The sequence below is a fragment of the Streptococcus sp. 343_SSPC genome, assembly GCF_001072385.1.
In the GTDB taxonomy this organism is placed as follows: domain Bacteria; phylum Bacillota; class Bacilli; order Lactobacillales; family Streptococcaceae; genus Streptococcus.
The window spans coordinates 214,886-228,929 of record NZ_JVKU01000016.1; the positions used below are offsets into that span (position 1 = coordinate 214,886).

Consider the following 14,044-nt stretch of genomic DNA (forward strand, 5'->3'; position numbering starts at 1 on the left):
ATGAAAAAGAAAATTCAACTCACTACGGGATTGTGTGCAGCTGTTTTATCCCTCAGTCTCGCGACAACCACATTTGCGGATGAGCAGACAACACCTGTCACTTCTCCTATCACTGAACGACAAGATAGGCTTGCTCCTATTTCAGTAACTTCAGATAGTTCAGTTGCTACAGTTACAAACGAAGTAACAGCTCCACTTCCTAGTGAAGAAACAGTAACCCCAACAGTTGAGGAATCAACCCCAGCTCCTGCTGAAACACCAGTAGATCCACGAATCTCTGAAATTCGTGTTATCCATCGTCGTCGGACTCTTAAACCAGACTATTCTCCAGTTGCATCTTCAACAGATGTCGTCTACAAGACAGTTGAGGCACGTGCTTTTACCGAATTTGACGTTTCTGGAAATGGGCCTGCAACCGTTACAGACGAAAAAGGAAAAACATGGTATCGAGTGAGATATTCTGAACTTGATATTAAAGATGGCTTCCACTACAAGAGCGCTCCTGAAAAAGGGACTGCCACCGCACCCGTCATTGAAGTCATTCATCTCTATGACGATATCGATTTGAATCCAGACGTTATTAAACGAGCTCGTTTTGTGGATGAAAATGGACAAGAAATCGCGCCTTCCCAAGAAAACAGCGTCGAGCGGAGCCTTGATTTGGCTTATGAAGCTGGTCTCCCAACAGCACCCGCTCAGATCCAAGCTAATGGAAAAACTTATACCTTCCAATCTGCTGACAAAGGAGAATTGACCTCTCATAAACTCCATGTTTCTAACCTAGTTACTGTAACCTATTTCTATAAAGAAGTGACAAGCCCTCTTGTTGAGAAACCGGTGACTCCTTCTACTCCAGAAAAACCTGTTCAGAAACTTCGTCTTCCAAAAGGAAATAATGGAGCCAAAACACGCGTACCTGTTAGCAAGAAGGCTCCAGCAAAACCATCTACTCCAGAAGTGAAAAAATTCCGCCTCCCAAAAGGAAACAATGGGGCTAAGACCCGTGTCCCTGTGAAAAAGGCGAATACTATTCTTTCAGTCGATTACTTATAATGCCATAGAAAAGAGGCTGAGACAAAAGTCCTAGCCTCTCAATTATTTTTGGATTGTTGAGCAAGACGTAGTGGTTGAGTGGGCTCTACTACGCTAATTTCATCAGCTTTTACAGCCCTACTCAACTGTGCGGAGGTGGGACGACGAAATCGAATTCTAACGAATTACCGATTTCTGTCCCACTCTTTTTTTTTAATTTTCCATAAACTGGTGCAAGCGGCGAACAGCTTCTTTCAACGTTTCCAAGTCAGTTGCATAGCTAAGACGGACATTTCCCGGTGCTCCAAATCCAGCACCTGTAATAAGGGCAACACCCACTTCTTCCAGAATGGCAGTTGCAAACTCTGTCACATCCGTATAGCCTTTCATCTCCATGGCTTTTTTGACATTTGGGAAGAGATAGAAAGCTCCCTGCGGCTTGATGACATCAAAACCTGGAACCTCGCACAAAAGAGGATAAATGGTGTTCAAACGCTCCTCAAAGGCTTGACGCATCACCTCTACCGAGTCTTGTGGACCAGTGAGTGCTTCAATCGTAGCATACTGCGATACGGCCGTCAGGTTGGAAGTTGTTTGACCAGTCAGTTTACTCATAGCTGCGATGATTTCTGGATCACCCACCGCATAACCAACCCGCCAACCTGTCATAGCATAGGCTTTTGAAACACCGTTAATGACAACCGTTTGTTTGCGGATGGCTTCGGATAAGCTTGAAATTGGAACAAACTCATTGCCGTTATAGACTAGGCGACCATAGATATCATCCGCTAAGATAATAATGTCATGTTCGACAGCCCAATTTCCAATGGCTAGGAGTTCGTCCTTGCTATAAATCATCCCCGTCGGATTAGAAGGAGAGTTTAAGACCAAGACCTTGGTCTTTTCTGTACGAGCTTCTTCCAATTGCTCAACGGATACCTTAAAATCATTGGCTTGGTGTCCTTTAACATAGACGGGAACCCCTTCTGCCATCAAGACTTGGTCTCCATAGCTGACCCAGTATGGTGTTGGAATGATGACCTCATCGCCGGGATTAACCACAGCCATAAAGAAGGTATAAAGCGAAAACTTCGCTCCAGTCGCAAAGGTGACTTGATTTGGTGAAACGGAATATCCATAGTATCGTTCAAAATAGGTATTGACGGCAGCCTTTAATGCAGGTAAACCAGAAGCAACCGTATAAAAAGAAGCCCGCCCATCCCGAATAGCTTGAACTGCAGCATCTTGAATATTCTCAGGAGTGTGAAAATCAGGCTGCCCCAAGGTTAGAAAGAGGATATCTTTTCCTTCTGCCTTTAGTTTTTTTGCTTTGGCATCACTTGCTAGGGTGACACTTTCTTCCATCTTTAATACACGATCAGAAATTTTCATACCTTACCTACTTTCTATTTGGGACCAGCTACAGACGAACAAATTTAGACAAAGATTCTACCAGAAGCTGGCTACAATACCTATATTATACACCATCTATCTGACTTGGAGCAAGATTTTACTAAGGATTACCCAGAAACTTTACTCCTTCTTACTATTGGACAAGTAAATAATTTGAAATTAAAGTTAACAGTCAAATTTCTTGTGTTGATAATTCTATTATCTTGTCACCCGACTGTAATGTATTTGATATTAAGGCTTAATAGCGTCTAATACTATTTATTGATAAAATAATAGTATGAAGAATTTAGAAAAACTATTTGAAGAAGCCCAAACAGAATTAAAAACTATGATTATCTTTCACAAGGCGGAACGGACTTTTCGTGCAGCTGAATCCCATGTTTTTAAGGACCATCAGTTGACTCCTACTCAGTTTTCCGTTTTGGAAACCTTGTACAGTAAGGGGGATCTGCGGATTCAGAACCTGATTGACAGTATTTTAGCGACCTCTGGAAATATGACCGTCGTGATTCGAAATATGGTGCGTGATGGATGGATCAAACGCGAAACAGATCCAGACGACCGTCGTGCCTGCATTGTTTCTTTGACAGAAAAGGGCCGTAAAAAAATTATCGAAGTTCTTCCTGATCATATACGAAATGTTCAAAAAGTTATGAGTGTCTTTAGCGAAGAAGAGCAAAAACAACTGCAAACTCTTCTGAAAAAACTAAAGAGCTCCCACTAAATTCTAATCATTCAATCAGTCGTGTTCATGGCTAACTATGAACACGTTTTTTTTATTCTCAAGAACAAAATGTACTAGTCGCTGTTGACTAGTACCTTCTATTTTACTCATATTTCACAAAGACTAATTGTTTTTCAGTTGATAAATCAGCTTGGTAAGTAAATCCATTAAAGCTTAACTGCTTCATCTCTTCGACCTTCGTGATCTGCTTCTCTAGTAAGGCTGTCACAAAAGCCCCCCGCGCTTTCTTAGAAATGGTCGAATGCACCTTCAACTGACCATTTTTCTTTTCTAGAAATTTAAAGGTCACCATCCGATCTTGAATCTCCTTAGAAAAGACGGTTTCAAACTCACTGGAAAGCAAAGAAATAATTAGATCTTCCTCCTGAAGAGCTTGATCATAGCTAGCCTTCCAAAAAGTCTTTAAGGATTTCCCCTGGACCTTAAGCTTCATGAGAAAGTCCAAACGATGGGGAGCAATCGGAGTAAGGGCCGGAATCACCCCATAAAGAGCTGAGGTGATCAAGAGATGGTCTTGCACATAAGCCGCTTCTGCTTCCGTCCAGTCCGTACGGCGGATATTCCGGTACATGAGACCGTCGAAGAGATTCAAAGCTGGATAGGTCTTAGCTGTACCCGACTTGAGCGCTTGAATCCGTTGCTCTTCTTCACTTGCTCGTTCTTCAGAAATCTTATAAAGTGAAGCTAACTCTTCTAGAGATAATGCAGCTAAGGCATCGATGACCGCTTGTGTCTCATTTGATACAGGATGATCCGTTTTTTCTGGGGTATCCAGATTCATTTCTTTTGCTGTTGGAATTAATATTTTCATAGATTTATTGTACCATATTTCATTTTCGCTTGACATAAAATCAGCATCATGTTATCATCTAGTTATTAAAACTAGATAACAAAGAGGTAATAACTATTTTATTCAACTACAGTTATCCCAAGTGGGAAGAAATTCCTGATATTGATCTTTATTTGGACCAAGTCCTCCTCTATGTCAATAAGGTTTGTGCGCCTTTTATCTCAGAAACAGACAAGGGCTTGACAGCTTCCATGGTTAATAATTACGTTAAACACGGCTATCTGCCAAAACCAGATAAGAAGAAATACAAGCGACAGCAGGTTGCCCGTCTCATTGCTATTACGACCTTAAAGACGGTTTTTTCGATTCAAGAGATCGCGGCTACCTTGAACCTCTTGCAGAGTCAAGCCAACTCCGCAGACCTCTACAATAGTTTTGTGGACTTTCTTCATGAAGAGAAAGAACCTTTAGCACCTATTATCGGCTCTGCCTGTCGTACCGTGCTACTCTACCAAGAAACCCTATCCTATATCCATGTTCATTCTGAGGAGGAAAAATAAAAGTGAATTATGCTAGTAAATTAAGTAAACGATTATCCTTTGGGGAAGAAATCGCTAATAGCGTCACCCATGCAGTCGGGGCTGTTTTGATGCTCTTTCTCCTTCCAACTTCTGCTATTTATAGTTATGAAACACATGGAACTCTAGCAGCTGTCGGGACTTCGATTTTTGTCATCAGTCTCTTTCTCATGTTTCTCTCATCGACCATCTACCATGCCATGGCCTATGACTCACCTCAGAAGTATGTCCTACGGATCATCGATCACTCCATGATTTATATTGCCATTGCAGGTAGCTACACACCCGTCGTCCTTTCTCTCATGAACAACTGGTTCGGCTATGCCATTATCCTGATTCAATGGGGGACGACTATCTTCGGAATTCTTTATAAGATTTTTGCTAAGAAGGTAAATGAAAAATTCAGCTTGACCCTCTATTTGATTATGGGATGGTTGGTGATTTTCATTATCCCTCAGATCATCAGCCAGACAAGTCCAACCTTCTGGGGCTTGATGCTGATGGGTGGCCTGTGTTATACAGTTGGAGCTGGATTTTACGCCAAAAAGAAACCTTATTTCCATATGATTTGGCACCTCTTCATCTTAGCCGCTTCTGCCCTCCAATATATCGCGATTGTTTATGTCATGTAAGAATCTTAGACTCCAAAAGATGGGAGTCTAAGAATGTTGACCTACATTTTTTATTAATACATATCAAGTAATGCTGAAAAAGTTAAAATGAATGAATAGTAACTTCATTTAAATAGTTAGTGAAACTTTCCGCTGTGAGAAAAGTGCTAGAAACACGATTGTTTCTAGCACTCGGGAGTTTTGGAACCATAGATCCAAAACTAAGTCATGGAACTTCTTCGAAGTTCGCTGACGTCCGTACTCACCTAAGGAAAGTTTCTAAGATAACTTTATCATCAATCAGGGACTCTCAAAATGGGGGTCTCTTTTCATATTCTTTACTTGCAATTTTAACCCCAATTGACTACAATAAAGAAAAATTGTACGGGGACAGTTATGACAACCAAATACCAAAAGATTTTTACAACATTGAAAAACCAGATTGACCAGGGGATCCTAAAAACTGGAGACCGCCTGCCTTCTGTTCGCCAACTAGCCAGTCAGTATGCCTGTAGCAAAGACACCGTCCAACGGGCCCTTCTCGAGCTCAGCTACAAGAACTACATCTATGCCAAGCCCCAAAGCGGCTATTATGTCCTGGAGGAAGAAACTGGAAAGCACACAGACCTACCTCTTCGCCTCAAGGAAGATCGATTCCAGGCCTTTGAAGACTTTCGGACTTGTATCAACGAAACCCTTGTCGGTCGTGATAATTACCTCTTCAACTACTATGAAAAGCAGGAAGGTCTAGTCGATCTCCGTCAATCTATTGCCTCTCTCCTTCGAGAAGATGCCATATACACCCAGGAGCAACAAATCGTTATCACCTCAGGAACCCAGCAAGCCCTCTACCTTTTAAGTCAGGTCGCCTTCCCAAACCAAAAAGAAGAAATCCTAGTAGAGCAACCAACCTACTACCGTATCAATAAGTTAATTCATGAGCAAGACTTGCCTTACCAAAGCATCAATCGCTTGCCTCAAGGAATTGACTTTGACCAACTGGAAGCCATCTTCAAAAGTGGCAAGATCAAATTTTTCTATACCATTCCCCGCTACCATTACCCGCTGGGACATAGTTATAGCAAACAAGAGAAGGAACAGATATTGGCCTTAGCAGACCTCTATGATGTCTATATTGTCGAGGACGATTACTTGGGAGATTATGATCCACATTTTTCTCCTAGCTTTCATTATCTGGATGCATCCGACCGGGTTATCTACATCAAGTCTTTTTCTACCAGCCTCTTTTCTGCCCTCCGCATCACTTCTATGGTCCTGCCCCAAGCACTCCTTTCCCCTGTCTTAAAACTCAAGGGTACACTCGACTACGAAAGTAACTTGGTCATGCAGAAGGCCTTGAGCCTCTATATTGACAATGGCATGTTTGCAAAAAACAAAGGCCTCCTACACCAACAGCAAGTCATCCAAAAAGAGCAAACTGCTTCTCTACTCCAGCAACATTCCCTGTCCGTCCCCGTATGGCCGGTCATTGGAGGAGTCTTACTAGATTTAAGACAGGTCCCTTCGGTTGCTCGTCTGAAACATAGCGGTCTCCCTCTCCACTTCTTCGAATCTGCCTATATTCAAAACTGTCCCTATGCCTTTGCCCGTATCAATCAGGACAAACTGGAAGAGGTTTTACCCCAAATTGTCTCTTATCTATGATTCAATCCCATCCTTCTATTCTTGAGTTATTTTATATATAAAACTATGTTACAAAAAAATTACATTTATTACAAAAATTACTTGACACCTGTAACAATAGGAGTATAATCTAAGTCAGAAAGATAAAGAGGTGATATTATGAAACGATCTTTGATTCGTTGGACTGCAGCCTCTCTTGTGGCTGCATCACTTGGACTTGCTTTGGGAGGGTGTGGCTCAAAAGATAAAACAACTTCCTCATCCGAAAAAGCTTCTAGCTCGAAAGTTGAGAAAAAACCAAAAGCTAGCTTGAATAAAAAAGCTACATCTTCTTCTTCTCAAGCAAAAGAAAATACTACTCCTTCAAGTCAGGCAAGTAACTCGCCAGCTTCAACTGAACCGAACAAGGCAGAAGATACATCTTCAACTGATCAAGCAGTTGTTCCTGCAGGACTTGTCGGCACTTGGGTAGGATCTAGCCCTCAGGCGGATAGCATCAAAATGACTATTGAAGCTAATGGAGATATTACAACTGTCGTTAGCTTTAAAAATGATAGTGAACCAACCCGCACAGCTACCTATACTGCAAGAGCTATTCAAGCATCTGGTAATGTCTATTACTGGGAGTCAGAAGGTCTTAATGGCGCAGATGCACTACTTCCTGGTATTACTGGATTAGGAGTAGCAAATTTCCGCTTCAAACCAGGATTTATCCTTGAGGAAGGTCATTATACTCCGATAGCCTTCACAACAGATATCAATACAGAGTTTGACTATAGCAATTACAGAGATTTCCACTTCTCATTGACCAAAGAGCAATAAGGACAGGAACTTCTCTAATAAAAAAAAGAATGTTGACCCCTTAACATTCTTTTTTTATGTATTATTCACTTTCACAAATCAATTGGGTTAACCCTTACTTCTTGGTCAAGGTCCAACTCTTGGCCACAAGCTCGAAAAGATGATTATCCTCTACTCGTTCATCCAAGGGAATGCTAATCCAGTATTTCTTGTTCATATGGTAGGCCGGATAGAAAGGAGGTTCTTCTAAGAGTTGGCTGACCTGGTCCAGTTTAAGATTTAAGACCTCAATCTTCCCTTCTTGTTTCGCATCAAGCTTGGACCAGTCAATCTTCATGAGAACGCCAAACCATTTGAGATCTTTTTGATGACGAAAGACACCCGAGTCCGGTGAGCGGTCCCAGAGATATTCGAGGGGACGATCATACTGCTGGCTGATCCAATCCACCAAGCGCTTGGTCTGTGGATACATAAAATCTTTGACAGCAAAACAGGACCTTCTTAGATCTTCTAAGGCCTGCTGACAGGCTTCTCTGACTTGCCCCACATATTGACCCACCATTTGGTCCATATGGAGCTGCATATAGTCGTCACCTGTCTCTTGATCCACTAACCAAAAATCCACTTCCTTACCTTGGACAGTCACATAAAGCTTGAAGTCTCTATCGAGGATTAGTTGCTCATAGTGATAGGTCTCTCCCTGCTCTGAAAACCCATAAGCCAGGGCTTTTTCTTTATCTATGCTATATTTCTCAAAATAATCCGGTAAAAACACTGGTCTACTCCTTCTTCTCCAGTATACCAAAAAACAAGAAAAAAGAGCTGAGATTTCTTCCTCAACTCGTATGTATTTAAAAGACAACACGAGTTCCATGGACCTGATCCAATCCTGGAACGTCAAGGAAAAGCTGTCGATTCTCCAAAGAGATACCACCACCTGCCAAGATTTCTACCTGGCCATCCGCTAACTTAGCATACTCTTCGTAGCGTTTCAACCGTTGTTCTAAGTCTGTTTCTGGACTGCCGGCTCTTGTTAATAGTCGGGTCACACCCTCCTTCTTCATCCACTCGATTGTCGATGCTTGATCTTCTAGAGGAATCTGGTCAAATGCCATATGCATGGTCAATTCAAACCCTTGGCTAGCTTGGATAAAACGAAGCATGGCGTCTTTATCCAGCTGATTGTCAACAGTCAAGACACCTACCGCCAAGCCATCAACACCCAAATCACGGGCAACTTTCCAGTCTTCTAACATAATTTCTAGCTCTTGCTCGGAGTATACAAAATCTCCACCTCGTGGACGAATCATGACGATAACCTTGGCCTGATACTCCTTAGCAAGCTTTACAGCCTCTTTGATCACAGCATAGCTAGGAGTCGTACCTCCTACCGCTAAGTTATCACATAGTTCTACTCGTCGCGCTCCTGCTTGAAAAGCTTTTTCTAAAAGAGTTATGTTTTCTGCACAAAATTCATATAACGGCATCCTAAATCTCCCTTTATTTGAAATCGTTTTCTTGTTCTACCTTACTCTTTTTTCAATGCTTTGTCAATTAGAAAAACCATCGGCCTCATCAGAAACCAATGGTTGATGCTTAATAGGAAATTGGAACGATAATTTGTAATACCATGTTCCCTTTTTCGACCTTCGCAGAATGGATTTGGTAGCCACTTGTCGGCATGGTCAATTGGATTTGATTCCCTGTCATAGTAGCTCCTGTGCCCTCTTGGTTAACTATTTCAGCAATCTTTGAAGCAACCAAGCTACGTGGAATCGGCAGATGTCCAAGACGGGCCCGTTCTAGGTTCAAGGTCAGTTGTTGATCCGTCACACTAGCTGAAAAGTCCATGCTCACCATGGTTTCCACCGGTCCCAGTTCAATCGGAACCTGAACATTGATATAGTCTCCATTCATAGCAACTGCTGTATTGAGGAGAGTTTCATCTGTCATTTCCCCTGCCATGGATTTAATAACTTGGCGCAATTGAGGAGAATTCAGTTGAAGCTCTGTTTGCAGGCCAGAAGCAGTCACGTCTGCTGTAGAGAAGCCTTCTTGAGCCAGATCTACCAGCGAAGTATTCACTGTTACATTTTTAAATTGCTCTTGAGTCGAAACTTTTGCCGGAATCAAGAAAACTGCTAAGACAATCACTAGGAGGAAGGTCAGTCCGATGAGTCGTTTGATCCATTTCCACATATGGTCACCTCTTTTCGTTTTGATGGATAGAAGAGAATTCACCTCTATCACTATTGATCTATTCTTTTTCAAAATATGTTTTCTATTCTACCCTAATTTTTCAAAAAAAGCGACTCGGAGGAATATGATCTAAATAAGAAAAGAGGCTGGACAGAGTCCCAACCTCTTGCTTGATCTTAATGGAATTGCATCCCACCATCCACGATGATGGTTTGTCCTGTAATGTAGTTTGAATCAGGACCAGCAAGGAAGCTAACCGCTGCAGCTACATCTTCAGGTTCTGACAAACGTTTGAGGGTAATATCTTTAGCGAAAGTTTGCATACCCCATTCATCATCTTTACCAGCGTTCTTACCAACTTCATGAGCGATATCATACATCATTGGAGTCTTAACGATACCAGGTGCATACGCGTTGACAGTGATTCCTGAATCCGCCAAGTCACGAGCCAAAGTTTGAGTGATACCACGAACTGCAAATTTAGTACCACCATAGACAGTCAAGTTAGGGTTACCAACAACACCTGCTTGTGAAGTTGCATTGATGATTTTTCCGCCATGGCCAAGCGCTTTGAATTGAGCTTGTGCAGCTTGAGCACCCCAGATGACACCACCAACGTTGATGGCAAAAGTGCGTTCAAATTGTTCTTCGGTAATCGTATCAAGTGGTGTAGTTGGTGCAACACCAGCGTTGTTTACAACAACATTCAAGTCTCCGAAATGATCTACAACCTTTTGGAAAGCTGCAGCCACTTCAGCTTGTTTAGAGACATCCGCAACAACCGCAAAAGCATTCTCTGCAGATAACTCAGCTACTGCTTTTTCTGCTGTTTCAGCATTGTAGTCCAAGACACCGACCTTGAAGCCATCTTGTACCAATCGTTTTGCAATCGCAAAACCGATCCCTTGACCTGCGCCTGTGACAATAGCTACTTTAGACATATGATTCCTCCTTGGTATCCCCGATACCAGCAAACGTTCATAGAAGAACAGCAAAGGTTGACAGTCAGTTTTGGGTGAATCTATCATAAGTTCCTTCCAAAACTATGCTAACAGTATACTCCTTTGTGAAAAAGTGTCAAACTCTGGCCTGTTATTTTCTAAAGTATTTTACAATCTATCTTATCTTTATTTAGTAATAGATTAACTGATATAAATAATTTTGAAAAGGGTTTCTTATCTTTACAAAAACACTCCTATTGCCCATTGTTTTGCGGCTTATTTCATGCTACACTAATTTTTAGAAAATCAAACAATAAGGAGGTCAAACAATGAAAGAATTCATGGATAAATTGAATAACCTACCTAAACCAGTTCAATACATTATTGCGATCATTATTTTCTTTATTGCGTTTTACATTTCTTATAGATTGTTTTAAGTTAGAACGTACAAAGCTCTCTTTAGCTAATACAGTAATTTAAAAGAGAGTGGGACAGAAATCGGTCATTCGTTAGAATTCGATTTCGTTGTCCCACCTCCGCACAGTTGAGTAGGGCTATAAAAGCTGATGAAATCATCCAAGTAGAGCCCACTCAACCACTGCGTCTTGCTCGACAATCCAAAGACAATTGAGAGGCTAGGACTTTTGTCCTAGCCTCTTTCATTTTTTAAAACATTTTAAAGACTGCTACTGCAAGTACTGCACCGATGATTGGACCAACTACTGGGATCCAAGCGTAACCCCAGTCACCATCTCCTTTGTTAGGAATAGGAAGGAGGCTGTGCATGATACGAGGTCCTAGGTCACGAGCTGGGTTGAGAGCGTAGCCTGTAGTTCCACCGAGAGACAAACCAATCCCTACAATCAAGGTACCAACGGCAAAAGTACCGAGTCCTGCTTGAAGGTCATAAAGACCAAGTGCAAAGATAGTCAGAAGCAAGACAAAGGTTCCAAGGATTTCACTGATTAGATTGGAAGTAGTGTCTTTGATAGCTGGACCTGTACTGAAGGTTGCAAGGATATTTCCAGGATTTTCTTCTGCTAGGTAATGCGGTTTGAACTGTAACCAGACAAGGACTTGCCCAACCATGGCTCCAGCGAATTGAGCGATGATATAAGGAATCACAGATGCCCAAGCTAGTCCACCATTAAGAGCAACCCCAATTGTCACCGCTGGATTCAAATGTGCCGGACTTAACTTGCCAGAGATAAAGGCTGCCACTGCAACTGCAATCCCCCAACCAAGGGTAATGACGATCCAACCTGAGTTGTGGCTTTTTGTTTTTGGAAGAACCACTCCTGCTACAACCCCATTTCCCAAAAGAATCAGGATTAAGGTCCCTAAAAATTCACCAAATAATTCTTTCATATGATTTATTTCTCCATTATAAAGAGGGGCCGGTCAGATATTCTCCTTTCCAACCCCTTTTTGTTTTTCTTAATTTTTTAATGCTGCCAAGTCATTGTTTTCCAAAGCGACTTGCAAGTCTTGGCGGAAGCCAACTTTTTCTTCTTCTGACCATTCATAGAAGCGTCCCATTTCATCCAAAACAGGTTCGATTATCGCATCTAAGCTATCGCGCATGAAGAGCATGTGGTTCGTCCGACGAAGAAGGAAGTCAACTGGGCTAAGTGCCAATTCATTGCGCATTGCATAGTGAAGTGATAAGGTATCTGCTAGGCTCAATCCAGGTGCTTGTTCCACGCTATGAGCAAGGGCGAAGACCTTAGGTGCATTGGAACCGTATAGGTTAGCTAGGTAGTGAGCTTCTTTACTGTCCAAGCCACGAGACACGCCAAGTTGAGCAAAGGCTTCGATTTCAGAATCCACGTTCGTTGGGTTAATTTCTCCACCTGATACTGGATAGGTCTTAGAGTTGATTAATTTGAACTGGCGGTCGAACTCTACCTTTAAAATGTTCAAGACACGCTCCATAGCTCCTTCGGCCATCTTGCGGTAGTCTGTAATCTTCCCACCAGCAAGGGTCAAAAGACCATTGTCATCGCGATCGAGGCTTGATCCACGAGAGACAGCAGATGGATCCAAGTGTTTTTCAGAAGTGCTTCCTTCCAAGTGGCTGATTGCTGATTCAACATCTTCACGCGATTTTTCTTTAGAAAGATACCCTTCAACTGTTGCAATCAAAGTATTAAAGCTCTCATCACTGATAGTGCCGTTGTTTCCACCATTGTAGTCAGAAGCACTGTTTCCTGAGATCAACGGACGAAGACCAGCCCAGCTACTTTCGATATCATCGATGGTGATGTGAGCTTCTGGGAAGCGGTTATTCACGATTCCTAACAAGTAGTCGACATCTTCTTGAGTTACTGTTGGATGCTCTAAGTCACCAGTGTAGTCCGTGTCAGTCGTTCCGAAGTAAGTTTTGTTTTCACGTGGCAAGACGAAGACCATCCGACCGTCTCCAAGACCAGTATCGAAGTAGACTGGTTGAGAAACCTTAATCTTGCTAGAATCTACGACCAAGTGAACACCCTTGGTTGGACGCATTTGTGAATGCTGCTCTCCATCGTTTGAGAGGTTACGCACCTTATCGCTCCAAGGTCCAGTTGTATTAATCACCAAACGAGCCTTGATTTCAAAGACTTCATCAGTCAAGAGATCACGCGCCACTACACCTGTAATCTTACCATATTCATCAAAGAGGAATCCTTCTGCTTTTACGTGGTTGGCAATGAGGGCCCCATCTTGGTTGGCACGTTTGATATTTTCAATCACCAAACGAGCATCGTTGTTACGGAAGTCTAGGTAGACCCCACCACCGACTAGACCTTCTTGTTTCAACTCAGGCTCACGAGCCAACACTTCTTCTTTGGTCAAGACCTTGTTGGCTGCTGGTGTATTGCTGACACCTGCCAAGAGGTCATAGAGGTCCATGGCTACCTTGAGACGGAAGAGGCTAAAAGTTGCCCCATCTTCATCATAGACTGGTAAGAGCATTGGGTCTGGTTTTGGAATATGAGGAGCAATTTGTTGCACTACTGCACGTTCTGATACCGTATCTGATACCACTTCTACGTCAAATTGTTTGAGGTAACGAAGTCCTCCGTGGACCAATTTTGTTGAACGGCTTGATGTCCCTTCCGCAAAGTCCTGCATTTCAATCAAACCTGTTTCAAGACCACTGGCCGCTGCTTGCAAGGCTACCCCAGCACCTGTGATCCCACCCCCGATAATCAAAAGATCCAGGGTGCGTTCTTGCATTTTCTTAATCGATAATTCACGAGTTTTTTTTGAAAATTCCATAATTCTTCACTTTCTATCCTACTGAA

The 14,044-nt window shown here is 42.4% G+C and carries 14 protein-coding genes; 6 read left to right on the forward strand and 8 right to left on the reverse strand.

Annotation, left to right across the window (positions count from 1 at the left end; translation table 11 throughout):
- Entirely contained in the window at positions 1-1,053 is a 1,053-nt protein-coding gene (locus ADH27_RS04925; protein WP_048716172.1) for a hypothetical protein, read from the forward strand.
- Between the two features lie 192 nt (positions 1,054-1,245).
- Here the strand turns inward: ADH27_RS04925 and ADH27_RS04930 are convergent, their stop codons facing one another.
- A complete protein-coding gene (locus ADH27_RS04930) occupies positions 1,246-2,424 on the reverse strand; it encodes a pyridoxal phosphate-dependent aminotransferase (RefSeq protein ID WP_048716174.1) in 1,179 nt (392 codons plus the stop codon).
- A 298-nt stretch (positions 2,425-2,722) separates the two neighbouring features.
- Here ADH27_RS04930 and ADH27_RS04935 point away from each other — a divergent pair, with 298 nt between their 5' ends.
- Positions 2,723-3,169 carry a MarR family winged helix-turn-helix transcriptional regulator gene (locus tag ADH27_RS04935; protein ID WP_048716176.1) on the forward strand — a complete coding sequence of 149 codons (447 nt, stop codon included), beginning with the start codon at positions 2,723-2,725 and terminating at the stop codon, positions 3,167-3,169.
- Between the two features lie 103 nt (positions 3,170-3,272).
- Here the strand turns inward: ADH27_RS04935 and yaaA are convergent, their stop codons facing one another.
- Positions 3,273-4,001 carry a peroxide stress protein YaaA gene (gene yaaA / locus ADH27_RS04940; RefSeq protein ID WP_048716179.1) on the reverse strand — a complete coding sequence of 243 codons (729 nt, stop codon included), beginning with the start codon at positions 3,999-4,001 and terminating at the stop codon, positions 3,273-3,275.
- A gap of 95 nt (positions 4,002-4,096) precedes the next feature.
- Here yaaA and ADH27_RS04945 point away from each other — a divergent pair, with 95 nt between their 5' ends.
- The 4 genes from ADH27_RS04945 to ADH27_RS04960 all read left to right on the forward strand — a co-directional run bounded on the left by ADH27_RS04945 (position 4,097) and on the right by ADH27_RS04960 (position 7,635).
- Positions 4,097-4,540, forward strand: coding sequence for a DUF1836 domain-containing protein (locus ADH27_RS04945; RefSeq protein WP_042361110.1), 444 nt, complete (start codon positions 4,097-4,099; stop codon positions 4,538-4,540).
- A gap of 2 nt (positions 4,541-4,542) precedes the next feature.
- Positions 4,543-5,190: a PAQR family membrane homeostasis protein TrhA gene (gene trhA, locus ADH27_RS04950; RefSeq protein WP_048716182.1), complete on the forward strand. Its 648-nt coding sequence runs from the start codon at positions 4,543-4,545 to the stop codon at positions 5,188-5,190.
- Positions 5,191-5,565: 375 nt separating this feature from the next.
- A complete protein-coding gene (locus tag ADH27_RS04955) occupies positions 5,566-6,834 on the forward strand; it encodes a PLP-dependent aminotransferase family protein (protein ID WP_048716185.1) in 1,269 nt (422 codons plus the stop codon).
- Positions 6,835-6,972: 138 nt separating this feature from the next.
- Complete coding sequence (locus tag ADH27_RS04960) at positions 6,973-7,635, forward strand: hypothetical protein (RefSeq protein WP_048716187.1); 663 nt, start codon at positions 6,973-6,975, stop codon at positions 7,633-7,635.
- 94 nt (positions 7,636-7,729) lie between these two features.
- On the opposite strand, the gene ADH27_RS04965 is transcribed toward ADH27_RS04960, so the two are convergent.
- From ADH27_RS04965 to glpO, 6 genes are all read right to left on the reverse strand, one after another.
- Positions 7,730-8,389 (reverse strand): MmcQ/YjbR family DNA-binding protein, encoded by a 660-nt coding sequence (locus ADH27_RS04965; protein ID WP_048716189.1) that lies wholly within the window; start codon positions 8,387-8,389, stop codon positions 7,730-7,732.
- Between the two features lie 76 nt (positions 8,390-8,465).
- Complete coding sequence (locus tag ADH27_RS04970; RefSeq protein ID WP_048716190.1) at positions 8,466-9,101, reverse strand: copper homeostasis protein CutC; 636 nt, start codon at positions 9,099-9,101, stop codon at positions 8,466-8,468.
- A 109-nt stretch (positions 9,102-9,210) separates the two neighbouring features.
- Positions 9,211-9,813 (reverse strand): hypothetical protein, encoded by a 603-nt coding sequence (locus ADH27_RS04975; protein ID WP_048716192.1) that lies wholly within the window; start codon positions 9,811-9,813, stop codon positions 9,211-9,213.
- A 176-nt stretch (positions 9,814-9,989) separates the two neighbouring features.
- Positions 9,990-10,754 (reverse strand): (S)-acetoin forming diacetyl reductase, encoded by a 765-nt coding sequence (locus tag ADH27_RS04980; protein ID WP_023023545.1) that lies wholly within the window; start codon positions 10,752-10,754, stop codon positions 9,990-9,992.
- Positions 10,755-11,420: 666 nt separating this feature from the next.
- Entirely contained in the window at positions 11,421-12,122 is a 702-nt protein-coding gene (locus tag ADH27_RS04985; RefSeq protein ID WP_048716194.1) for an MIP/aquaporin family protein, read from the reverse strand.
- 69 nt (positions 12,123-12,191) lie between these two features.
- The gene (gene glpO / locus ADH27_RS04990) at positions 12,192-14,018 is read right to left on the reverse strand and encodes a type 1 glycerol-3-phosphate oxidase (protein ID WP_048716197.1); all 1,827 of its coding nucleotides are present in this window, start codon (positions 14,016-14,018) and stop codon (positions 12,192-12,194) included.
- Between the last annotated feature and the right edge of the window lie 26 nt (positions 14,019-14,044).